The organism is Pseudoalteromonas sp. 20-92 (assembly GCF_030847595.1).
Classification (GTDB): domain Bacteria; phylum Pseudomonadota; class Gammaproteobacteria; order Enterobacterales; family Alteromonadaceae; genus Pseudoalteromonas; species Pseudoalteromonas fuliginea.
Window position 1 is genome coordinate 246,594 of record NZ_JANJGQ010000004.1, and the last position, 21,667, is coordinate 268,260.

Genomic DNA, 21,667 nt, shown 5'->3' on the forward strand with positions numbered 1-21,667 from the left:
TTTTATATGCAAAGTATTGTAGAAGTAATGCAAAATGAGCTGTGGTTTTATCTCACCACCGTTGGCTTGGTTAGTTTATGCGTGGGCAGTTTTTTAAATGTAGTGATTTATCGCCTACCACTTATGATGCAAAAAGAATGGCAAAGTGAGTGTAGAATACTGTTAGAAGACGAGCTTAAAAATAGTAAAGCAATAAATAACGAGCAATTTAATTTAGTAAAGCCAAACTCAACCTGCCCAAAGTGCAAAACGGCTATTAAACCTTGGCAAAATATTCCTGTTATTAGCTGGTTATTTTTAAAAGGAAAATGTGCAAGTTGTAATAACCCTATATCAATACGCTATCCTGCAGTCGAAGCCATTACAGCAATATTAAGCTTATTTATTGCTTATACTATGGGCGCAAATGAACAAGCTTTACTGTATATATTGATTACTTGGGCATTAGTTGCACTAACCTTTATTGATATAGACCATATGCTATTACCCGATCAACTTACATTACCACTAGTATGGCTTGCTTTAATAGCGTCAATAATGGGCTATACCGTAGCGCCGAGCGATGCAATTATGGGTGCGGTTTTTGGTTATTTAAGCCTATGGAGTGTATTTTGGCTATTTAAGTTACTAACGGGTAAAGAAGGTATGGGCTATGGCGACTTTAAATTACTCGCTGTATTTGGTGCATTACTTGGTTGGCAATCACTACTTAGCATTATATTACTTTCAAGTATTGTTGGCGCTGTTATTGGCATTGTATTACTCAGTATTCAAGGAAAAGACAAAGCAACCCCGATTCCATTTGGTCCTTACCTTGCCATTGCAGGCTGGATCACTATGCTATGGAGCACTGAATTACAAAACATTTATTTTAATTTAATTGGTTATTAAAATGAGTGAGCAAACAATTAAACTCTCTAGCAATAAAAAAAACAATTGGGTTTTGGGTTTAACAGGTGGTATTGGCTGCGGAAAAACAGCAGTTAGTGACATGTTTGAGGAACTTGATATAACCATTGTTGATGCGGATATTATTGCTCGCCAAGTAGTTGAGCCCAAGAGTTGTGGTTTAAATGCAATAATAACGCACTTTGGCAATACGTTATTACTTAGCGATGGCACGCTAAACAGAAGTGCCTTACGAGAGCGCATTTTTACTAACGATGCTGATAAACAATGGCTAAATAACTTGCTGCATCCTCTTATTCGCAAAAAAATAGTCGCTGATTTAAATGCCGCTAATAGTGCTTACGTGGTTTTAGTTGCCCCGTTATTATTTGAAAATGGTCTCGATAAGTACTGTAACCGAACCCTACTCATTGACGTACCTAAAAATGTCCAAGTCGAGCGCACACTTAAGCGTGATAATGTGAGCCTTGAACAAGTAAATAGTATTATTGCAACACAAATGTCTCGCGAAAATAAACGTAAAAAAGCAGATGATATTTTAAATAATGATAGGGATTTAGCGTTAGTCAAATTATCACTTCGGTCTCTACATACTCGTTATATGCAATTAGCATTAAAAAATGCGAGTTAGATAACCCGAACTCTGGATAATAAATCTATCTTAAGCTGTTACTTTCAGCACTAACTGCGTTGAAATATCTAGCTAGAGAAAACTAAATTTAAATATTATTATGGTTCAATATGTTAATAAATCCCTTAATCAGAGTTCAGGTTAAGGAATTTAAAACAATAAGATAATTTATAAAACAATATTTAGTTAGCAAAATTAGTCCATCTGATGAAGAGTAATATAATCTCCTTGTTTTTTCTGATAAATTGCTAATCATTAACGAATTAAGCAGGTGCGCAATGAATATTAACTCACCGTTACTAAGAAAATTTATTACCCTTGGCCGTATTGATGCAGATACCGTTAAAGTAAAACAACGAGATTTTGCCTCAACCGCCGAGCTTATTGCCAAATGTGGAAACATCGATAGCAAAGATTTAGCTGAGCAATGTATTGATTTATTTCGCGTACCTTATTTCGATTTAAAAGACTTTGAACCTGCAAGGATCCCAGCAGAACTTGTAAAAGAAAAGTTGATCCGTAAACACCATATTTTACCCTTGGTGCAAAAAGGTAGAAAAGTATACATAGCCGCGTCTGATCCGACCGATTATGGTGCGTTTGAAAACTATGAATTTAGTACCGGCTTATCCTGTGAAATAGTAGTAGTTGACTACATTGAACTTGATAAAAAAATTGACCAATTGCTTGATGCAACTGGTAGCTTAAATTTAAGCGATGACGAATTTAAAGAATTTGCTGACTTAGATAGTGAAAACACTAAAGAAGCCACCCCACAAGATGATGAAAAAGATGATGCACCTATCATTGTTTACATCAATAAAATCCTAATGGATGCCATTAAAAAAGGGGCCTCTGATTTACACTTTGAACCTTATGAGCATAAGTACCGCATCCGTTTTCGTATTGATGGTATTTTACATGAGGTAGCCAGCCCACCTAATACCTTAGCAACAAAACTTTCTGCACGAATAAAAGTAATGTCACGCCTAGATATTGCCGAAAAACGTAAACCACAAGATGGCCGTATAAAGCTAAAAATTACTGAGCGTAAAAGTATCGATTTTCGTGTAAGTACAATGCCGACCCTGTGGGGGGAAAAAATAGTAATGCGTATTCTTGATTCATCAAGCGCAATGCTAGGTATTGATGTATTAGGCTACGAGCCGGAGCAGAAAAAACTCTATATGGATGCGCTTGCCCAGCCTCAAGGGATGATTTTAGTTACAGGACCAACGGGCTCGGGTAAAACTGTATCACTTTACACTGGTTTAAATATACTTAATCAACCAGAGCGTAATATTAGTACCGCAGAAGATCCTGTCGAAATTAATCTCGAAGGTATAAACCAAGTACAAATTAATATTAAAGCCGATATGACCTTTGCAAATGCATTACGTGCATTTTTACGCCAAGATCCTGATGTCGTCATGGTAGGTGAAATACGTGACTTAGAAACAGCTGAAATATCAATAAAAGCGGCGCAAACAGGTCACTTAGTACTATCAACTCTGCATACTAATTCAGCACCTGAAACGATAACTCGGTTATTAAATATGGGCGTACCAGCGTATAACGTAGCAAGTTCAATTAGTTTGATTATAGCCCAGCGCTTGGCTCGACGTTTATGCCCTAAATGTAAAACACCGGAAATATTACCAAACGAAGAGCTTACCCGCCAAGGTTTTAGCGAGCAACAAATTAGTGAAATGACCCTCTATGCACCTAAAGGATGTGATAATTGCACTGATGGTTATAAGGGTCGTGTCGGTATTTATGAAGTAATGCAAATAACACCAGAGATAGCACAAATTATAATGCGTGGCGGTAATTCATTAGAAATAGCAGAAGTATCACTTAAAGCAGGATTTAATAACTTGCGATTATCAGGTATTCGTAAAGCGGCTGATGGAATGACTTCGCTTGCTGAAATTAATCGAGTAACAAGTTTTTAAAGATCCATAGTTAAAAGCGACAAGGTTCTGAACACTAAATTCAGAGCCTTACTTATACCTAGAGACTCATATCTAAGTAATGTAAAATGCAAAAAAAAAGATTGTAAAGAGTAAATTATGCCTACTATTGTAAACTGCCCAACCTGTAAAGCTAAAGTTGAGTGGTCAGAACAGAGCCCACATCGGCCTTTTTGTTCTAAACGCTGCCAACTAATTGATCTTGGTGAGTGGTCGTTTGAAAATAATAAAATTTCAGCGCCAATTACATCAGCACAAGAGTTTAGCCAAGATATGATTGAAGATATTGAAGCTATGATGGCCAAAAATGAAGATGACTTTTTTAAATAATTTATCTCCATAATGCCCTAATACCAATCCGCAATAATACTTAATCAATTTGAGGGGTTAAATCAGACGTTAACTACGTTAAAAATTTCTGATATAGAACAACTAAATAACGAAATTTTTGCCTTGTTATCGACACGATTTTCTTCCCTCAAAATAGATCACTTAATTAAGCGAATTGGTATAAAAGCAAAAACCAGCATTACGCTGGTTTTTTAGTATTTACAAAAAAGTAAAATTAACTTTTTTGTTTACGGTGCTTTTTATTCATACGCTTTTGCATTTTAGCAAATTTCTCTTTTTGCTCAGCGTTAAGTACTTGCATTACTTGGTGCTGCGTTTTTAGTTTAATTAAACCAAATTGTTCACCTTTTTCATGGCGTTCATTTAATAACTCTTTAGCTGCATTTTCATCAAATGTTGCAGCCGAAAGTAACGCATCCATTTTTGCTTTATGCGCTTCTCGCATCGCTTTACGAGCTTCTTTATCGTCGCTACGTAATGCTTTCATTTGTGTTTTTTGCGCTGCAAAAATAGCTTTTAGCTTAGTTTGCTGCTCATCTGTTAGGCTTAATTTTTCAACGCCGCGCTCAGAAAGTAAAAAACGAGCTTGAGAATGGCCTTGTTTATGCCCGTCAGCTTTAGCCATAACACTACCGGCACCAAGTGTTGCTGTTGCCAGGCCAAAAACAAGTACTAATTTAGAAAGTGTATTTAATTTAGTCATAATCATTACCTTAATTATTTGGTTTAACTATTGGTTCAATTTGTGTGGTTGTGACTGCTTAATCAGCTAAGTTAACTATACCTAACTCAATGCAAAGTAACGCAAAGCAGTGTAAAGGTTGTGTAAAGATTCACTTTTGCACAATTTAGTGGGTAAAATAACGCCATAAGCAACTCTAAGGGTTTGTAAATGAAACTATTAATGATTGACGACGATACCGGCCTTTGTGAGCTATTAAGTGAATATTTAACTGCCCAAGGTTTTGAAATACAAAGCGTACATGACGGCGAACAAGGTCTTAAGCTAGCGCAAGTAAACGATTATGCGTTAATACTACTTGATGTGATGCTACCAACTCTAGATGGCTTTGAAGTACTTAAACAACTTAGACAAACAAAATTAACGCCGGTAATAATGCTTACAGCAAAAGGGGAAGATTTCGATCGTATTTTCGGATTAGAACTTGGCGCAGACGACTATATCCCTAAACCATTTAACCACCGTGAGTTACTTGCGCGTGTTAAAGCGATTACACGCCGTATAGAACATATTAATAGCTTTAACATTACTACCAGTAATAAGTTACAGGTTAATGGGATCACTGTTAACTTAGCCGCTCGAGAAGCGTCTGTTAATGATCATACACTTACATTAACAGGCACCGAATACGAAATACTAGCCCTTTTAAGCAAAAATGCAGGCGAAGTAGTCAGCAAAGAACTCATAAGTGAAGAGGTACTTGGCCGTCGCTTAGCTTCCTTCGATCGCTCTATTGATATGCATGTAAGCAATATCCGTAAAAAAATAGCTGAGCATATTTCAGGCGAGCGAATCAAAACAATGCGAGGAACAGGTTATGTCTTTATCCAAGGAGAATAAAGTAGGCTCTTTGTCTTGGCTTAAACATCCTGGGCATTACTTATTCTTTAAAATATTTATATGGTTTTGGCTAACTATAATAGGCACGATTACAGCACTGGTTTTCTTAAGCAACATTACGGCAATCAACGCCGTTAGTAACGAGCCATTACACGGTCCGATGGAAAAAAACTTACTCTATACAGCCAAAAGTATAGAACGCTCTGTTGTAAAACATAAGCGGACACTGAGTGATATGTTGTCTCACCCACGCTTATCTAAACGTAAGTTATTATATTTAAGTGCTGAGCAACAAGAAGACTCATTAACAAATAAAGAAGTCCCGAATGACGTTGATTTGAGCCTACTTAATTTTACTAAGACAATGTCACCGCAAATTATTTTTACTGAAAAGTATCAAGCATTTGGCCCTATTCAAATTACAGTACCCTCGGGCAACTTTTACTTGTATGAAATAGACATAAATCATCAGCCACCTTTGTTCCTTCGCTTAAAGCTTATGCCTGGATGGATGAAAATTTCTATCGCCATCATCGCTTCTCTAATTTTAAGCTTTTTATTTAGTCGTAACTTAATTGCCCCTATAAATAGCCTAAAAAAAGCAGCTGTTAAATTATCTGGTGGTGATTTAAGTGCTCGAGCGGCCATTTCAGTAAGCAGAAAAGATGAACTCGGTATACTCGGTCGTGATTTTAACAGCATGGCTAATCAATTAGAGCAATTAATTAGCTCGCAAAAACGCTTACTTGCAGATATATCACATGAGTTACGCTCACCTCTTACCCGCTTAAAAATGGCAACGGGCCTTGCTCAAATGCAAGCAAATGAAGCGAGTCAGTCCTATTTACTGCGCATAGAAAAAGAAGCGAATCAACTAGACAAAATGATTGCTGATGTACTGCAAGTGTCTCGTTTAGAGGCGAAAAGTCAGGCACTTTCACTTCAACAACAATCATTGCAAATTATAATTGACCATGTGCTTAACGACGCACAATTTGAAGCAAAACAAAACAACAAGCAATTACAGATTATGGGAAGTGCAGACATTAGTGCTAACTGTGATGAAACACTAATTGCCAGCGCACTTGAAAATTTACTACGCAATGCGATTAAATACGCCAATAGCACTATTAGCATTACTCTAAAGCATACTGATGCCATTTATATAGAAATATGTGATGATGGACCTGGAGTCCCTAATAACCAACTTAATAAGCTCTGTGAACCATTTTTTAGACAGTCAGATGCGCGAGACCGAGTTAGCGGCGGTACGGGGTTAGGCTTGGCAATTGCCAAAAATGCAATTACTGCACATGGTGGCAACTTAGTATTATCGAATAAAGAACAAGGCGGCTTATGTGCAAATATAACGTTGCCAATAATTAAAGAGTAAACAATGTTTTATAGTAGTGAGAACGAGCTTAAAAGTAACCAATCGGCCATTAGTAACTTTTATGATAATACACTGACAAAATCTTATTTAAATACACCTTATGGACAACTTTTTTACGCTTACGCTATCCCAAAAAATCCACACATTGCGATTGTTATTAGCTCAGGTCGTATAGAGGGCTTAGAAAAATATAAAGAGTTACTATGGGAACTTTATAATAATAATTATGCGGTGTTTATAATTGATCATCAAGGCCAAGGTCGTTCTTACAGGCATTTAAAAAACAAGCACAAAGGCTACGTAAAGCGCTTTGAAGATTATGCCGCCGACCTTCATTTATTTAATAAAGAAGTTGTAGATAATTATTGGCAAGGTAAAAAGGTATTAGTCAGTCACTCAATGGGGGGGGCTATTGCATTTGATTATCTTGCACATTTTGAACACACTTTTAGTGGCGCGTTTTTATCTGCGCCAATGCTCGACATTTACACCAAAGGCACACCAAAACCTTTAGCTAAATTAGTCGCAAGTACTGCAACATTACTTGGCTTTCAATACAGCTATGCGCTCGGGCAAACAGATTATACGCCTGATGAGTTTGCTATAAATACCTTAACTAGTAGCCCAATACGTTACGAACTATTTAGGAAAGCCTATAAACAAGAGCCTAAATTACAACTTGGTGGTGTGACTTATGGTTGGCTACACACTACTTTTGTATTTATTTCATCCGTGAATAAATTAACGGTTAATATTCCACTTTATATTGCCAGTGCTCAAAATGATGAAATAGTTGATAACAGTGCGCAATATAAACTGGCAAACAGGCACGAAAATACAATACTTGAGAGCTTTGCCGACGCTAAACACGAACTATTTTTTGAGCGCGATGAAATACGCCAACCACTGCTTAAAAGCTTATATCAGTTTTGTGAATCGGTGACGATTTAATAGCTAATTGTGTTAAATTTTATTGTAATAGTGCAATTTAATTCGTTAAATTGCTCAAAGATTTATACAGGTTGGCATTACAAATCAATATGCTAAAAATCGCTTAATCCGAGTTTAAGTTAAGCACCGACAATGGATCGAGGTGGATCAGAATATCGACCTCAGATTCAAACTCTTTGGTTATCAATACTTCTACTTCATCAGCCACGTTATGCGCACGAATCAAACTTAAATTGTCATCAAGCTCTAAATGCATTTGGATAAATTTTATCTTACCGCCTTGGCGAGTACGAATGCCATGTACGCCATGTACATCAGCATGCGCTTTAGCTATTTCAAATATGCTTTGTTTTTCGTCATCTGGCAGCTCTTTATCCATTAAGTGATCGGCACTATCTCTGGCTATTTCCCAGCTGTTATAAAGTAAGTAACCCGCTACGCCAATAGCAAAAACAGGATCGGCATACAATACGCCATAGTATGCTAATAAAATAGCGAGTAACACGGCGGCATTTAAAATCAAGTCGCCTTTGTAATGTACTGAATCAGCTTTTATTGCGATTGAATCGGTGTACTTAATCACTTTATTTTGTACAAATACAATAACCAAGGTACACGCAATAGCAAAAATGCTAACCCACACGCCTAATAAAGAATGACTGAGCTGTATTGGGTTAAATAATCGCTCAATACCATGAAATGCCAGTAAACAGCCTGAACCTGCAATAAAAGCGGCTTGCCCAAGCCCTGCTATAGCTTCAGCTTTTCCATGACCAAATCGGTGGTCATCATCAGCTGGGCGCAGCGCATAACCTAAAACTAAAAAGCTCATTGCAGTAGCCGTTATATCCATTAACGAATCTGTTAGTGAGCCAAGCATTGATGCTGAACCCGATGCAAGCCACGCCCACGTTTTTGCAGTAATCATTAAACTAACCATTATCATGGTAACAATACTAGAAGTTTTAACCCAAAATTCGTAACTGCGGTTGTGCACGTTTTTATCCGTTAATAGGTGTATTCAATACAGTGAGTATATCATTTTTTTAAAAGGTTTCGTGTATACTGAAAATCGTTAAACTACTGATCATTTAAAAGGCTTATTATGCTGGATATCGTTTTATACCAACCTGAAATTCCTCCTAACACTGGTAATATTATTCGTCTGTGCGCAAACACAGGCTATTCACTGCATTTAATTGAGCCCTTGGGTTTTGAATGGGATGATAAACGTGTAAAACGTGCAGGCCTTGATTACCATGAATTCAGCCATGTTCAACGTCACGCTTCATTTGAGGCATACCTAGAAAAATGTAAGCCTAAAAAAGTATATGCATGTACTACTAAAGGTAGCCAGTTTCATCATCAAGCAAGTTACGAAGCTGGCGATTGCCTTGTATTTGGCCCAGAAACCCGTGGCCTTCCTGATGATATGATCCAAGCCCTACCAAATGAACAACGTGTTCGTATTCCTATGCAAGCTAATAGTCGTAGTATGAACTTGTCAAACGCCGTGGCTGTATTTGTTTATGAATCTTGGCGTCAATTGGGTTTCCCTAACGCACAATAACTAATGCACTTACTAATATTGTAAGCCAAGATATGGCTCTTAGTTTAAATGAGCTCTAAATCAAAGCCCTTGGCTACACTATTAGCTAATGTATGCAGTTATCAGAAAATACATACAAACTTAAAATGTTGGACTACAAAATTACAGCCCAGGAATAAAAGCAACAACCTATCTTCGGCTGCGTATCATCTAACCTGAATTTACTTACAATAGGCCCATTATTGGCGTGTAAATTCACCTTGCTTTCACTGCAAATCCCTTGCTAGAGAAAAATAAATTAAAATATCATTATTGTTCAATATATTAGTAAATCCCTTAACCGGAATTCAGGTTATCTGTATGCATCTCATTTAAACCGCCCCAAAGTAAAGACTATCCTGTATCAAATTAACATTCATTTTTTACTATACAGTTCTCATAATCATAATTATTGAACTAAGCTCAATGTCATACAATTATTTAATTACATTGAAACTCTATGAAAAAAATATTTCTTTGCTCACTTATTTTATGCTCTACATCGAGTATTGCTGCTACATCAGCGACAGTTACCTTAGCATCTGATTACTTATTCAATGGTGTAAGTCAAACTCAAGAAGACCCGGCTTTACAAGCAAGTTTTGATTGGGCCGGAAACTCGGGGTTGTATGCCGGAATTTGGGGCTCTAATGTCGACTTTGGTGAAGGCACTGATATAGAAGCCGATGGCTACATTGGCTATTACACAAGCTTAACAGACTCGATTAATCTAGATATTGGTATTGCGCAATATACTTACCATGGTGAAGATTTTAGCTCCGATTATAACTACGCTGAAACTTACGCCAAATTCAATTATGGCAACACGAACCTTAACTTTTGGTACGCATGGGATTACTTTGCTACAGGGGCTGGGCATAGCATCATTATGCTGACGCACAACGTTCCGATTAATGACGTTTTTTCAATTGATATAGGCGCCGATTACTCTATGAGTTTCGACGATGACAAGTGGGAATGGGAGCCTGGTGATGATAATTATATGCATTGGCGTATAACTGCAAACTATACTTGGAATGAGTGGAATTTTACTGCTGGTTATGAAGACACAGATTTAGAAACGTACGGTGATGCAACTTTACTAGCAACCGTTTCAAGAACATTTAACTTCTAAGGGTTTATAAATGAAAACCACATTATTCTTTCTTTTACTTACTTTTTCTAATTTTATAGCTGCTGAAACAGTTTATTTAACATCCTTGGCTTGGCCTCCTTATTCAGATAAATCATTAGAACAACAAGGAGCATCAGTCGCAGTCGCAAAAGCAGCATTTAAGGCCGAAGGACATGAGCTTATCGTAGATTTTTATCCTTGGTCACGTGCCGTTAACTCTGCTTCACAAGCAAATTCTAAGTATGTCGGCTACTTTCCAGAATATATGCATGAAACATCGGATTTTGTTTTTTCTGATGCAACAGGGACTGGACCTCTGGGGCTGCTACAAAATAACGCTAAACCAATTGCCTATTCATCGGTGGGAGACCTTAAAGGTAAACGTATTGGTGTTGTACAAGACTATGTTAATACAAAAGAACTTGATGACATGATTGCCTCTGGCACAATTAAAGGAGACGCAGCTCCTTCTGATGTATTAAATATTAAAAAAGTAGCTGCGGGGCGAATTGATGCTGCAGTAATAGACGCAAACGTACTTAAGTATTTACTGGATACCGATAAATCGCTATCAGCACTAAAAAATAAGGTAGCAATGAACACAACATTATTAGAAGATAAAAAACTATACATTGCCTTTAGAAATGATACTGAAGGGCAAAAATGGCAGAAAATCTATAATCAGGGGCTTACAAAAATAGATGTAAACACCATTATGGCAAATTATCTTAAGTAATTTGGACTTTGAATAGTAAATATATCCCAAGCAACTATTTTCAACATTAACCTCGTTGAATTTAGTTGCAACGAGCCAGCTATTAACGCGTAAATTCGCTTTGCTCTCCTAAAATACCTGGACAGAAAAATAAATGAACTATCGTTCAAAACGTTATCAACAACTTTAACCAGAGTTCCGATTAAGTAAGGAGATATTTTGACTCGTTCAATTCTATTTAGGCTGGTTATTACTACATTAAGCGCTATGGTTTTTGTTTTACTTTGCTTTGGTGTTTATGATTACACCGCACAAAGCAATCAATTAAAGCTAAAGCTTGATACTGAAATCAATCTTGCAAAAGAGCGTATTGGACTGTCACTACCCAATGCGATGTGGAACTTCCAAGATGAATTAGCCAAAAAGCTAATAAATGCCGAAGTTGCATCCCAAAATATATCCAAAATAGTAGTATACGATACGAATGGAGAGGTATTCGTTGAAACAGATGGTGCAGAAACACCATCAATGACACAAACTGAGTTATTCTACGATGATGCAGGAACGCAAAATAAAGTAGGCAAAATTAATCTTTATATTGAGTTTAGTCATATTGAGGCTGTGCTACTTGAACTGGCTATTTTTTCGGTTATAGAAATATTACTACTCGTCACTATTTTAGCTGGAGTTTTAATCTATATTTTCAAAAAATTAGTTGCTCAACCATTATCTGAAGTGGCTGAAAAAATGGCAACCATTGCCAATGGCGATGGTGATTTAACACAAGAGATAATTGTTCGTCGCAACGACGAAATAGGCCAACTCGCGGCTTCATTCAACCAATTTGAACACAAAATTGCTGAGCTTATTAACGGTGTGAAACTATCAGTAGAGGATTCCTTTAACGTTGCTGGGAGTATTTCTAATGTTAGCAGCGAAGGTGTTCACTATTTAACAGAACAACAATCAGAAACAGACCAGATAGCAACTGCAATTACGCAAATGGCATCGTCTGCGGTAGAAATTGAAAATAATGCCAAATTAACGCTAAGCTCCGCCGAAACAGCAAATATAGATGCAAAAAAAGTTCATGATGCATTCCTAAGCTCTATAAATTCAATAGAGAACTTGGTGGGACAATTAGATGAAGCATCAACAGTAATTGCTAGTCTTGAAAATAGCGTGCAAGATATTGTATCTATGCTGGATGTTATTCAAGCGATAGCTGAACAAACCAATTTGCTAGCATTAAATGCCGCTATTGAAGCAGCCAGAGCTGGTGAGCAAGGCCGTGGATTTGCTGTTGTTGCTGATGAAGTACGCTCTTTAGCAAGTAGAACACAAACGAGTACAGCTGAAATTCATGAAACAATTAACAAATTACAACAAGGCTCACAATCTGCTGTTAATGTTATGGGCTTAAGTAAAAGTATGAGTCAAGAAAGCATGAGTGCTGCAAATGCAGCCAGTGAATTAATAGAAAATATATCTGAAGTAATAGAATCTATTACACATATGTCGAGTCACATCTCTAGTGCTGTATCAGAGCAGAGCACTGTTGCTGAAGATCTAAGTAAAAATATCAATGAAGTTGTCAGTGCTGGTCAAAACAGCATGGGGAAAATTGAACAAGTTCAAACATATTCAGAAGATATGAAAACACTCGCTCTTAAACTGAAAAAATCAGTAACTGTTTTTAAAACGTAAAGAAAATAAGCCTTTCAGATATTAGCTAAAAGGCTTATTTTTTATTCCGACTTTTGCTCTCGGCCTAATAGCGCCATAGCTGCATCTTTCATGTCTTTATTTTCATAAAGAACTTTATAAATTTGTTCAGTAATTGGCATTTCTACACCAGTTCGCTGCGCTAACAAATACACTTCTTTAGTATTTCTAAAGCCTTCAACAACTTGGCCGATTGACTTAATAGCAGCATCTACACTTTCGCCTTTACCCAGCGCTAGACCAAACCGACGATTACGTGATTGGTTATCTGTACAGGTTAGTATTAAATCACCAAGGCCTGCCATTCCCATAAAGGTTTCTGGCTTGGCGCCAAGAGCACAACCTAGACGAGTAAGTTCGGCAAGTCCCCTCGTTATGAGCGCGGTACGCGCATTAGCACCAAAACCTACACCGTCCGAAATACCGGCGCCAATTGCAATTACATTTTTAACCGCACCACCAAGCTGTATACCAATAAAGTCATCATTGTTATACACACGGAATGAGCGACCACAATGAAGTAAATCCGCAAGCTGCTGGGCAAATTCAGGCGACGTAGAAGACACAGAAATAGCCGTAGGTGAACCCATCGCCATTTCTTTTGCAAACGTGGGACCCGAAAGCACCGCAAGTGGAATGTCATCACCCAATTCTTGCAAAGCAACTTCTTGTAACAAACGTCCAGTATTAGGCTCAAGCCCTTTAGTTGCCCACGCTACTTTTGCGCCTTTTTGTAATGCTGGTTTGATTTGCTGAAGTGTATCGCCAAAAGCATGGCTTGGCACAACAACAAGTACAATAGCGCTGCTAGCAACGGCACGTTGTAAGTTGGCTTCAAGAGTAAGGGTGTCAGGAAAAGGGGCATCTGGTAAGTAACGTTGATTTTTCCGCTCAGCTGCAAGCGTGGCAACGTCGTCGCTATTTCTTCCCCAAAGTGTCACGTTGTGACCATTTCGGGCTAAACAAATAGCAAGGGCGGTGCCGTAAGACCCCGCCCCTAATACAGTAACAGCTGTAGTTGCTGTACTCATAAGTTATGCGTCTGCTGTAACCTGGTCAGCTGGCGCAGTACGTTGTTGCATGTACTGTGCAAATAACGCATCAAAATTTACTGGCGCAAGATTAAGCTGTGGGAATGTACCACGGTTAACAAGGTTTGATACAGCCTCACGTGCATATGGAAATAACACGTTAGGGCAAAATGAACCTAGCATATGTGCAAGTTGCACTTCTTCAACATCAGCAATAGTAAAAATACCCGCTTGTTGAATTTCACATAAAAACGCAGTTTCTTCACCAAGCGAAGCTGTTACTGTCAATGCCAAAACAACTTCAAATACACCCTCATCTAACTTGTTAGAACGTGTATCTAAATCTAACTTAACTTCTGGCGTCCATTCCTTTTGAAAAATAGCCGGAGAGTTTGGTGTTTCAAACGACACATCTTTAGTGTAAATACGCTGAATAGTAAATTGTGCGCCGGCTTCTGCAGCTGCTACGTTTTGAGTTTCTTCGTTCATTGTTATTCCTAACTTGTTCGTTATTATAATTAAATTAAGCGTTTAGCTTGGCGTCAAGTTTACCTTGCGCTTCAATAGCCATCATGTCGTCGCAGCCACCGATATGTTCATCATTAATAAAAATTTGCGGTACTGTGCTTGCACCACCTGCTTTGGCAATCATTTCATCGCGTAGCTCAGGCTGTACACCAATATCATAATTTGTGTATTCAACGCCTTTGCTGTTTAAAAGCGAAAGAGCACGCTGACAAAATGGACAATACGCCTTGGTGTATAAAACAACATTACTCATAATAAATCCTCTATAGGCCTAGCTAAACTGATTAGCGACCTGTTGTAGTTGGTAAGCTAGCAGATTGCCACGCACCCATGCCACCGGCTAATAAGTAAACTCGTTCAAAACCAGCTTTACTCATAGCGGCTGCAGTACCTTGGGCAGTCATACCTGTAGTACATACAACTATAATGGGTTTAGTCTTGTACTTTTCAAGGCTTGAAAAGTCAGATTTTTTCGCATTCTCTGGGCTTAAGTGCTCAGCACCAGAAATACGCCCTGCATTAAACTCTTTTTGCGCACGTATATCGATTACTTGACCGTCATCACGGTTAATAAGTAACGTAAGCTGCTGAGGATTTATTTGACGAACAGCTGAAAACTTACTTTTTATCCAGCCACTAACAATAAGAAATACAATACCCACCCAAGCAAGGCTTAAAATTGGGTGATTGGTGATAAATTCAATATATTGATCCATTCGACTTCCACTATAAATTACATCCTAAAACGTAGTGTTTTAGATATTTTAGACTTTAGCCACGCAAGTATACCCAAACCAACTTAAAATGCGAGTTTAGACGTTGTTTAAAAGTACATAAAACGCCCCATATATACCTTATCTAAGTGTGTGTTTACGTTTTTCAGCAGAGTGAAAAAAATTAATATGCGGCTTTGCATGCTGACCCTAGTTACAAAACACGGTATGCTAAAGCCAAACAGGTGCTAACTTTCAGGAGTGACTATGACAGAACATAAAAAACCACTGGTATTAATGATTTTAGACGGTTGGGGGTATCGCGAAGATGAGCAAAGTAATGCTATTTTGGCGGCAAACACGCCAGTACTAGACAACTTATGGGCTACACGCCCTCATACATTAATTTCAGCTTCGGGCTTTGATGTTGGTCTTCCTGATGGGCAAATGGGCAACTCTGAAGTTGGCCATGTAAACTTAGGGGCTGGACGAGTAGTTTATCAAGACTTTACTCGTATCACCAAAGCCATTAATGATGGCGAATTTGATTCAACACCTGCACTTGTTGAAAATATAGATAAAGCTGTGAAAGCAGGTAAAGCCGTTCATATTATGGGCCTATTGAGCCCCGGCGGTGTGCACAGCCACGAAGATCATATCGTTGCAAGTATTGAACTTGCTGCTAAACGTGGTGCTAAAGAAGTCTATTTTCACGCGTTTTTAGATGGCCGTGACACACCACCACGTAGCGCTAAAGCGTCTATTGAACGTATTGAAGCATTATTTAGCGAGCTTAAATGCGGTCGTTTGGCTTCATTAATTGGCCGTTACTACGCCATGGACCGAGATAATCGCTGGAATCGTGTAGAGAAAGCCTATAACGTAATGACTCTTGCCGAGGGCGATTTTAATTACGATAACGGCGTAATAGCACTTGAAGCTGCATATGAGCGCGACGAAAACGACGAATTTGTAGCTGCCACCACAATTACCCCTGCAGGCGCGACACCAGCAACAATAAATGATGGCGATACTATTATATTTGCTAATTTTAGAGCAGATAGAGCCCGCGAAATTACACGTGCATTTGTTGAACCTGATTTTGATGGGTTTACTAAAAAAAGAACGCCTGAACTTAGTGCTTTTGTAATGATGACAGAATACGCAGCCGACATTAACGCACCAGTGGCATTTGGTCCTACGCCTTTAGTTAATGTTTTAGGTGAATGGTTTGAAAAAAATGGTAAAACTCAACTACGTATTTCTGAAACCGAAAAGTACGCACACGTTACGTTTTTCTTTAGTGGCGGGCGCGAAAGTGAATTTGAAGGCGAAACACGCGAACTAATTCCTTCGCCGCAAGTAGCAACGTACGATTTACAACCAGAAATGAATTCAGAAATGTTAACCGACAAGCTTGTAGCTGCAATAAAAAGCGGTAAATACGATGCTATTATTTGCAACTACCCTAACGGCGATATGGTTGGTCATTCTGGTGTATTTGAGGCTGCTGTTAAAGCCTGTGAAGCTGTAGATAGCTGCATTGGACGTGTTATTGATGCGCTAGAAGAGTTTGGTGGTGAAGCGTTAATAACAGCTGACCATGGTAATGCTGAGCAAATGGCTGATCTCAAAACAGGCCAAGCACATACCGCCCACACTAGCGAACCGGTGCATTTTATTTATGTTGGTCGCGATGCAGAGCCAATGCAAGGTAAAGCCTTAAGTGATGTAGCCCCAACAATGCTTCACTTAATGGGTATGGAGCAACCAAGAGAAATGACTGGTACGCCTATCATGATGTTGAAATAAAATGAATAAACGTATTAACCGGTTAATTAAGTGCGGCTTAATACTTACTTCGTTAGCGGCTGCACCTGCAGTCGCTAACGAAGACCGCACTAAAAAAGATTTATCCGAAGTACAAAACGCGCTTGAACAAAATCAAGCGCAATATAATGAACAACGAAAAAAAATAGCAAAACTACAAAAAAATCTCAAAAGTCATGAGCTCAACATAGCAAAAAATGCTAAAGCGCTTAATATGGCTGAGCAATCGGTTAAAAAAAACCAACAGCAGCAAAAACTGCAACAACAAAAAGCAGAACAACTTGATCAAAAACACGCCCTATTTCAGCGCATTTTAGCCGCGCAATTAAAAAGTGCCTATATGGCTGGCGGCGATGACTACTCTAAAATGATTTTGAACCAAGAAGACACAGCAAAATTTGAGCGCACTCTCAGTTATTACAATTACTTAAATAAAGCCAGGATAGAGCAAATTGAAGACCTAAAAGCCCTTCAAGAGGAAATAGCTTCTAATCAGATAGAGCTGGCTAAAACAAAACAAAGGTTAATAGCTTTACATGACGAGCAAAAAAGGCGTCAAACTGCTTTGCTTAACGCTCAAAGTGAACGCCAAGCAAATCTTAAAAACTTACAAGCTCAGCTCACAAGTACCAAAAGCTCTATTAATTACCTTAAAGAAAACCAACAAACTTTAATTACAACCATTGAAGAGCTTGAAAAAGAAAAAACGCAAAAGATCGAATTACTCGGCCTAAATAAAAGCAAGGGGAAACTAAATTGGCCGACCAGAGGTAAGTTAGAACACACCTTTGGCCAGCGTAAGCATGGCGGTATTGATTGGAAAGGCGTGTTAATTGGTGCAAAAGAAGGCGTGAATGTTAATAGCGTGCACAATGGCCAAGTTGTATTTGCCGATTGGCTAAAAGGTTATGGCTGGGTGATCGTTGTTGATCATGGTGAAGGCTTTATGAGTTTATACGGCCATGCGCAGACACTCCTCAGAGATGTTGGCGATATGGTTAGAGAAGGTGAAACTTTAGCTTTAGTTGGCCAAAGCGGCGGACAAGCAAGTTCTGGTCTATACTTTGAAATACGCCACAAAGGACGCGCAGTAAATCCTGTAAAATGGTGCAGACGCATTTAATTGAATAAACCGCTGCACCGCTCTGGAGCAGCTGATGAAAAACAAAACCCCAACGACATTCTACGAAAAAAAACAAAACACAGGTTTCATTTTAAGCCTGTGTTTACTTGTCTTTATTTTCTTTATCAATAGCGCCTCTGCCAGCTCAGTAAAACAATTGAAGAGGCAACAAATAGACGAAATTTTATTTAATATTCATGCTTATTATGTTGATGACTTAGAATTACAAAATAGCATGCATATAAAATACAACAATCATCAATTTGAACGCTTATATTCAAAGCTCGATCCTTATTCTAAATACCTCGACGAGCATGAACTCACTGCGTTATTTGACAACACAAACGGTCGTTACACAGGCCTTGGTATTGAAGTTAAAAATATTGACGAGCAAATGACTATTATCGATGTTGTTAATAACTCTCCGGCCAAAAATGCAGGGATTTTACCTAACGATATTATAATTAGTATCAATAACCATACTATTGCAACACTTACAATTGACCAAGTAGCTGCTTTAATAAGGGACAGTAAGTTTGCAAGCATTCACTTAACAGTGCAACGTAATACAAATAAAACCCATATACCTTTTGATGTTACCCGTACCCAAATAGATTTAGAAAGTGTAACCAGTCAGCTTTTAGATACCGGCACTGGCTATTTAGCTATCAATAGCTTTTCCAATCACACACTACATGAGGTAGCAATACAAGTTGCAGCCATGCAAAGTCACTATGGTTACCCACTCAAAGGACTGGTCATCGATTTACGCGACAATCCTGGTGGCACCTTAAAAAGTGCTGTGGCAGTATCAGACCTGTTTTTACAAAGCGGCACTATTGTAACCACTAAGGGGCGTTTTTTTGATGCAAATCAAGCCTTTTACGCCAAGCACGGTGATGTGTTAAAAGGTGCACCAATTGTGGTACTCATAAATGAAAACTCGGCTTCAGCAGCTGAAATTTTAGCGGCTGCTTTAAAAGATAATAATCGTGCAAAGATTGTAGGAAGCCAGTCATTCGGTAAAGGCTCTGTTCAATCTCTCATCCCATTAGGTGACGGTAATACAGCCTTAAAACTGACTACAGCAAAATACTTTACGCCTTCAGGTAAATCAATTGATGGTGTAGGAATAACGCCCGATGTGGCGATTAATCAAACAAACCTTTCACAAAACAATAAAGCCGTTATAATAAAAAACGAACAGACTAAAGGTACTCAGCAATTACTTTCAAGTAATTTGGCTGATTTACAATTAGTTAAAGCAAAACAGTTGCTCAGTATGCAATAACATTCGCTTTATTTAGAGCAACTTACCGAGCTTAATAAGATAATAAAAATTATAAATTTGAAAAATATTAACGCAAGCATTATAACGTGGCTTTTATTAGTCACTTGCTTTGTCTCTTTTGATGTTAAAGCGAAGCAAATAGCAATCGTAATTGACGATATAGGCTACCATCAAAGAGATTTAGAGTTCTTAACCTTACCAGGGCAATTGTCATATTCAATTTTGCCTCATACCCCCTATTCGCAAGCTTTTGCTTCGCTAGCGAGTCAGTCAAATAAAGAGCTATTACTTCATGTACCCATGCAGGCGCTAAATGGGAAAAAACTAGGCCCCGGCGCGCTTACATTAAGTATGAGTAAAGAGCAGCTCCAGCAAACTCTAGGCACTGCCTTAGCTAGTCTGCCACAAGTTAAGGGCGTTAATAATCATATGGGCTCAGCACTAACACAACAAAGCCAAGCTATGAAATGGACAATGGAAGTGCTTAAAAAACGCCATTTATACTTTTTAGATAGTCGTACCACAGATTTAAGCCAAGCTCAAAATGCGGCAAACTTTTTAGGTGTTGCTAATATTAGCCGCCAAGTATTTTTAGACAACATTATCACCCCCGAGCAATTGCAGTTAAGGTTTGATGAATTAAAACAACAAGCAACCGATCACAATTTTGCCATTGCTATCGCCCACCCTTATCCTGAAACTATTGATTTTTTACGTGAAGCGTTACCACAGTTAATAGATCAAGGCTTTGAACTTGTGCCGGTTTCGCAGCTGGTTGAGCGTAAATACATTCAGTTGGCGCAGGCTGAGGGTAAAGGGGTTAGTGCTCGATGATATGTACTTTAATAAGGAAATTATATGTATAGCAAACATGAAAAATAACTAATTTTTTTCCTTGCTGATTATTTTCTGAATCATGGTAAAGAAATACAAACAATTAAACTCCATAGCCAAAGCTTTTACTCAGAAGCTTCAATTAACAAGCTACGTAATTTTCATTTAATAAAATTTATTGTTGCTGAAGTTATAGAGATTTCACCTATCATGATTTCTGAAAGAGAAAAATTAAAAGCCCCACCCAACTATTTTCAAACTTCAAAAGTATGGTGGTTTAGTAAACCTTGGGCTGTCGCGTTAACTACATTAATTATAATTTTACCAGCCATAAAAACATATATAGATATTCTCAGTTACTTATTTAAAGTAGAGCCGGTTATCAATTTTAGCACTAGGCAGGTGAAAGCTTACGGCCGTAAACAAAAAAGCCCCGCATTTTCATGCAGGGCTTTTTAAATTTTGCTGCTTGAGCTGTGTTTAGCTCATAGCGCTTTGTAACTTTTTCATCGCTGTTTTTTCAAGCTGACGAACACGTTCGGCTGATACACTGTACTTTTGTGCCAGCTCTTGAAGAGTCGCCTTATCATCAGACAACCAACGTGCGCTAACAATATCTTGCGAGCGTTCATCAAGTGTTTTAAGTGCGCTAAATAAACGCGTATGCGCCTGCTCTTTCCACTGTTGTTGTTCAACGTCGTCAGCCAGATCAGCTGCACCATCCGTTAAATATTGTACTGGAGAGTAAGTACTTGTTGGTGCGTTATCATCGTCGTCACCTGTCAAGTCGAAGCCCATGTCTTGGCCGCTCATACGCGATTCCATTTCACGAACTTCCTTTTCACTCACACCTAACTCGCTCGCAACCGTGCTAACTTCAGCCTGGTTAAACCAACCTAAACGCTTTTTATTTTTGCGAAGATTAAAAAACAATTTACGTTGTGCTTTAGTTGTCGCAACTTTAACTATGCGCCAATTTTTAAGCACAAACTCATGAATTTCTGCTTTAATCCAATGAACTGCAAACGATACTAAACGAACTCCCACTGTAGGGTCGAAACGCTTTACCGCTTTCATCAGGCCTATATTGCCCTCTTGGATTAAGTCTGCTTGTGGTAAACCATAGCCCGAGTAGCTTTTAGCAATATGTGCTACAAAGCGTAAATGCGACATAATGAGTTGCTTTGCAGCACTAAGATCGCCTTCTTCCTGAAGCCTTTTAGCAAGCTCTTGTTCTTGTTCAACCTTAAGCATAGGAATAGTGCTTACCGCTTGAAGGTAACCGTCCATGCTTGCGCTTTGTTGTCCGACTGTAAGTGCCATTGCGTATAAATCTTTACTCATTTTTCACCTCGGTGATAAAC

The 21,667-nt window shown here is 38.4% G+C and carries 22 protein-coding genes; 15 read left to right on the forward strand and 7 right to left on the reverse strand.

Going from position 1 to position 21,667, the window contains the following annotated elements:
• Positions 1-6: 6 nt before the first annotated feature.
• From NRL14_RS06355 to yacG, 4 genes are all read left to right on the forward strand, one after another.
• Positions 7-891 (forward strand): A24 family peptidase, encoded by an 885-nt coding sequence (locus NRL14_RS06355; RefSeq protein ID WP_306724252.1) that lies wholly within the window; start codon positions 7-9, stop codon positions 889-891.
• A gap of 1 nt (position 892) precedes the next feature.
• Entirely contained in the window at positions 893-1,540 is a 648-nt protein-coding gene (gene coaE, locus NRL14_RS06360) for a dephospho-CoA kinase (RefSeq protein WP_306724253.1), read from the forward strand.
• Positions 1,541-1,818: 278 nt separating this feature from the next.
• Complete coding sequence (gene pilB, locus NRL14_RS06365; protein ID WP_096793821.1) at positions 1,819-3,495, forward strand: type IV-A pilus assembly ATPase PilB; 1,677 nt, start codon at positions 1,819-1,821, stop codon at positions 3,493-3,495.
• Between the two features lie 117 nt (positions 3,496-3,612).
• Positions 3,613-3,843, forward strand: coding sequence for a DNA gyrase inhibitor YacG (yacG, locus tag NRL14_RS06370; protein ID WP_007376049.1), 231 nt, complete (start codon positions 3,613-3,615; stop codon positions 3,841-3,843).
• A gap of 235 nt (positions 3,844-4,078) precedes the next feature.
• Here yacG and NRL14_RS06375 read toward each other — a convergent pair whose 3' ends face one another.
• Entirely contained in the window at positions 4,079-4,567 is a 489-nt protein-coding gene (locus NRL14_RS06375) for a periplasmic heavy metal sensor (protein ID WP_008136801.1), read from the reverse strand.
• A 189-nt stretch (positions 4,568-4,756) separates the two neighbouring features.
• Between NRL14_RS06375 and NRL14_RS06380 the strand changes: the two genes are divergently transcribed.
• From NRL14_RS06380 to NRL14_RS06390, 3 genes are read left to right on the forward strand one after another with little or no spacing between them, the layout of a single operon-like run.
• Positions 4,757-5,446, forward strand: coding sequence for a response regulator (locus NRL14_RS06380; protein ID WP_007376047.1), 690 nt, complete (start codon positions 4,757-4,759; stop codon positions 5,444-5,446).
• Positions 5,424-6,839, forward strand: a complete 1,416-nt coding sequence (locus NRL14_RS06385; RefSeq protein ID WP_306724254.1) for an ATP-binding protein — start codon at positions 5,424-5,426, stop codon at positions 6,837-6,839. Before NRL14_RS06380 ends, NRL14_RS06385 begins: the two co-directional genes overlap by 23 nt.
• A gap of 3 nt (positions 6,840-6,842) precedes the next feature.
• Positions 6,843-7,790 carry an alpha/beta fold hydrolase gene (locus NRL14_RS06390; RefSeq protein WP_306724255.1) on the forward strand — a complete coding sequence of 316 codons (948 nt, stop codon included), beginning with the start codon at positions 6,843-6,845 and terminating at the stop codon, positions 7,788-7,790.
• Positions 7,791-7,893: 103 nt separating this feature from the next.
• Here NRL14_RS06390 and NRL14_RS06395 read toward each other — a convergent pair whose 3' ends face one another.
• The gene (locus tag NRL14_RS06395; RefSeq protein ID WP_081824583.1) at positions 7,894-8,736 is read right to left on the reverse strand and encodes a cation diffusion facilitator family transporter; all 843 of its coding nucleotides are present in this window, start codon (positions 8,734-8,736) and stop codon (positions 7,894-7,896) included.
• Between the two features lie 159 nt (positions 8,737-8,895).
• Between NRL14_RS06395 and trmL the strand changes: the two genes are divergently transcribed.
• The 4 genes from trmL to NRL14_RS06415 all read left to right on the forward strand — a co-directional run bounded on the left by trmL (position 8,896) and on the right by NRL14_RS06415 (position 12,935).
• The gene (gene trmL / locus NRL14_RS06400; RefSeq protein WP_007376043.1) at positions 8,896-9,360 is read left to right on the forward strand and encodes a tRNA (uridine(34)/cytosine(34)/5-carboxymethylaminomethyluridine(34)-2'-O)-methyltransferase TrmL; all 465 of its coding nucleotides are present in this window, start codon (positions 8,896-8,898) and stop codon (positions 9,358-9,360) included.
• A 478-nt stretch (positions 9,361-9,838) separates the two neighbouring features.
• Entirely contained in the window at positions 9,839-10,513 is a 675-nt protein-coding gene (locus tag NRL14_RS06405) for a TorF family putative porin (RefSeq protein ID WP_008136793.1), read from the forward strand.
• 10 nt (positions 10,514-10,523) lie between these two features.
• The gene (locus tag NRL14_RS06410; protein ID WP_007376041.1) at positions 10,524-11,249 is read left to right on the forward strand and encodes an ABC transporter substrate-binding protein; all 726 of its coding nucleotides are present in this window, start codon (positions 10,524-10,526) and stop codon (positions 11,247-11,249) included.
• A gap of 198 nt (positions 11,250-11,447) precedes the next feature.
• A complete protein-coding gene (locus NRL14_RS06415) occupies positions 11,448-12,935 on the forward strand; it encodes a methyl-accepting chemotaxis protein (protein ID WP_007376040.1) in 1,488 nt (495 codons plus the stop codon).
• A gap of 41 nt (positions 12,936-12,976) precedes the next feature.
• On the opposite strand, the gene gpsA is transcribed toward NRL14_RS06415, so the two are convergent.
• The 4 genes from gpsA to NRL14_RS06435 are packed head-to-tail and all read right to left on the reverse strand — an operon-like array spanning position 12,977 to position 15,228.
• On the reverse strand, positions 12,977-13,984 hold the full coding sequence (gene gpsA / locus NRL14_RS06420) for an NAD(P)H-dependent glycerol-3-phosphate dehydrogenase (protein ID WP_033038644.1): 1,008 nt from the start codon (positions 13,982-13,984) through the stop codon (positions 12,977-12,979).
• Between the two features lie 3 nt (positions 13,985-13,987).
• Positions 13,988-14,473, reverse strand: a complete 486-nt coding sequence (gene secB / locus NRL14_RS06425; protein ID WP_306724256.1) for a protein-export chaperone SecB — start codon at positions 14,471-14,473, stop codon at positions 13,988-13,990.
• Between the two features lie 34 nt (positions 14,474-14,507).
• The gene (gene grxC, locus NRL14_RS06430) at positions 14,508-14,765 is read right to left on the reverse strand and encodes a glutaredoxin 3 (protein WP_002957783.1); all 258 of its coding nucleotides are present in this window, start codon (positions 14,763-14,765) and stop codon (positions 14,508-14,510) included.
• A gap of 31 nt (positions 14,766-14,796) precedes the next feature.
• The gene (locus NRL14_RS06435; RefSeq protein ID WP_007376037.1) at positions 14,797-15,228 is read right to left on the reverse strand and encodes a rhodanese-like domain-containing protein; all 432 of its coding nucleotides are present in this window, start codon (positions 15,226-15,228) and stop codon (positions 14,797-14,799) included.
• Positions 15,229-15,492: 264 nt separating this feature from the next.
• Between NRL14_RS06435 and gpmM the strand changes: the two genes are divergently transcribed.
• The 4 genes from gpmM (at position 15,493) to NRL14_RS06455 (ending at position 20,303) form a co-directional block, all read left to right on the forward strand.
• Entirely contained in the window at positions 15,493-17,037 is a 1,545-nt protein-coding gene (gpmM, locus tag NRL14_RS06440) for a 2,3-bisphosphoglycerate-independent phosphoglycerate mutase (protein ID WP_008136787.1), read from the forward strand.
• 1 nt (position 17,038) lies between these two features.
• Positions 17,039-18,178, forward strand: coding sequence for a murein hydrolase activator EnvC (locus NRL14_RS06445; protein WP_008136785.1), 1,140 nt, complete (start codon positions 17,039-17,041; stop codon positions 18,176-18,178).
• 34 nt (positions 18,179-18,212) lie between these two features.
• Positions 18,213-19,469: a S41 family peptidase gene (locus NRL14_RS06450; protein WP_306724257.1), complete on the forward strand. Its 1,257-nt coding sequence runs from the start codon at positions 18,213-18,215 to the stop codon at positions 19,467-19,469.
• A 66-nt stretch (positions 19,470-19,535) separates the two neighbouring features.
• Positions 19,536-20,303, forward strand: coding sequence for a divergent polysaccharide deacetylase family protein (locus NRL14_RS06455; RefSeq protein ID WP_373462520.1), 768 nt, complete (start codon positions 19,536-19,538; stop codon positions 20,301-20,303).
• A gap of 480 nt (positions 20,304-20,783) precedes the next feature.
• On the opposite strand, the gene rpoH is transcribed toward NRL14_RS06455, so the two are convergent.
• Entirely contained in the window at positions 20,784-21,647 is an 864-nt protein-coding gene (gene rpoH / locus NRL14_RS06460; protein WP_007376032.1) for an RNA polymerase sigma factor RpoH, read from the reverse strand.
• Positions 21,648-21,667: the final 20 nt, after the last annotated feature.

What these genes read in the sequence shown, in the direction of transcription:
- NRL14_RS06380 (WP_007376047.1), top strand. Translation starts at nt 4,757, where the DNA reads ATGAAACTATTAATGATTGACGACGATACCGGCCTTTGTGAGCTATTA.
- NRL14_RS06395 (WP_081824583.1), bottom strand. Translation starts at nt 8,736, where the DNA reads ATGATAATGGTTAGTTTAATGATTACTGCAAAAACGTGGGCGTGGCTT.
- NRL14_RS06435 (WP_007376037.1), bottom strand. Translation starts at nt 15,228, where the DNA reads ATGGATCAATATATTGAATTTATCACCAATCACCCAATTTTAAGCCTT.
- coaE (WP_306724253.1), top strand. Translation starts at nt 893, where the DNA reads ATGAGTGAGCAAACAATTAAACTCTCTAGCAATAAAAAAAACAATTGG.
- pilB (WP_096793821.1), top strand. Translation starts at nt 1,819, where the DNA reads ATGAATATTAACTCACCGTTACTAAGAAAATTTATTACCCTTGGCCGT.
- NRL14_RS06390 (WP_306724255.1), top strand. Translation starts at nt 6,843, where the DNA reads ATGTTTTATAGTAGTGAGAACGAGCTTAAAAGTAACCAATCGGCCATT.
- grxC (WP_002957783.1), bottom strand. Translation starts at nt 14,765, where the DNA reads ATGAGTAATGTTGTTTTATACACCAAGGCGTATTGTCCATTTTGTCAG.
- NRL14_RS06450 (WP_306724257.1), top strand. Translation starts at nt 18,213, where the DNA reads ATGAAAAACAAAACCCCAACGACATTCTACGAAAAAAAACAAAACACA.
- NRL14_RS06355 (WP_306724252.1), top strand. Translation starts at nt 7, where the DNA reads ATGCAAAGTATTGTAGAAGTAATGCAAAATGAGCTGTGGTTTTATCTC.
- gpmM (WP_008136787.1), top strand. Translation starts at nt 15,493, where the DNA reads ATGACAGAACATAAAAAACCACTGGTATTAATGATTTTAGACGGTTGG.
- NRL14_RS06410 (WP_007376041.1), top strand. Translation starts at nt 10,524, where the DNA reads ATGAAAACCACATTATTCTTTCTTTTACTTACTTTTTCTAATTTTATA.
- secB (WP_306724256.1), bottom strand. Translation starts at nt 14,473, where the DNA reads ATGAACGAAGAAACTCAAAACGTAGCAGCTGCAGAAGCCGGCGCACAA.
- yacG (WP_007376049.1), top strand. Translation starts at nt 3,613, where the DNA reads ATGCCTACTATTGTAAACTGCCCAACCTGTAAAGCTAAAGTTGAGTGG.
- NRL14_RS06385 (WP_306724254.1), top strand. Translation starts at nt 5,424, where the DNA reads ATGTCTTTATCCAAGGAGAATAAAGTAGGCTCTTTGTCTTGGCTTAAA.
- NRL14_RS06405 (WP_008136793.1), top strand. Translation starts at nt 9,839, where the DNA reads ATGAAAAAAATATTTCTTTGCTCACTTATTTTATGCTCTACATCGAGT.
- gpsA (WP_033038644.1), bottom strand. Translation starts at nt 13,984, where the DNA reads ATGAGTACAGCAACTACAGCTGTTACTGTATTAGGGGCGGGGTCTTAC.
- NRL14_RS06375 (WP_008136801.1), bottom strand. Translation starts at nt 4,567, where the DNA reads ATGACTAAATTAAATACACTTTCTAAATTAGTACTTGTTTTTGGCCTG.
- trmL (WP_007376043.1), top strand. Translation starts at nt 8,896, where the DNA reads ATGCTGGATATCGTTTTATACCAACCTGAAATTCCTCCTAACACTGGT.
- NRL14_RS06445 (WP_008136785.1), top strand. Translation starts at nt 17,039, where the DNA reads ATGAATAAACGTATTAACCGGTTAATTAAGTGCGGCTTAATACTTACT.
- rpoH (WP_007376032.1), bottom strand. Translation starts at nt 21,647, where the DNA reads ATGAGTAAAGATTTATACGCAATGGCACTTACAGTCGGACAACAAAGC.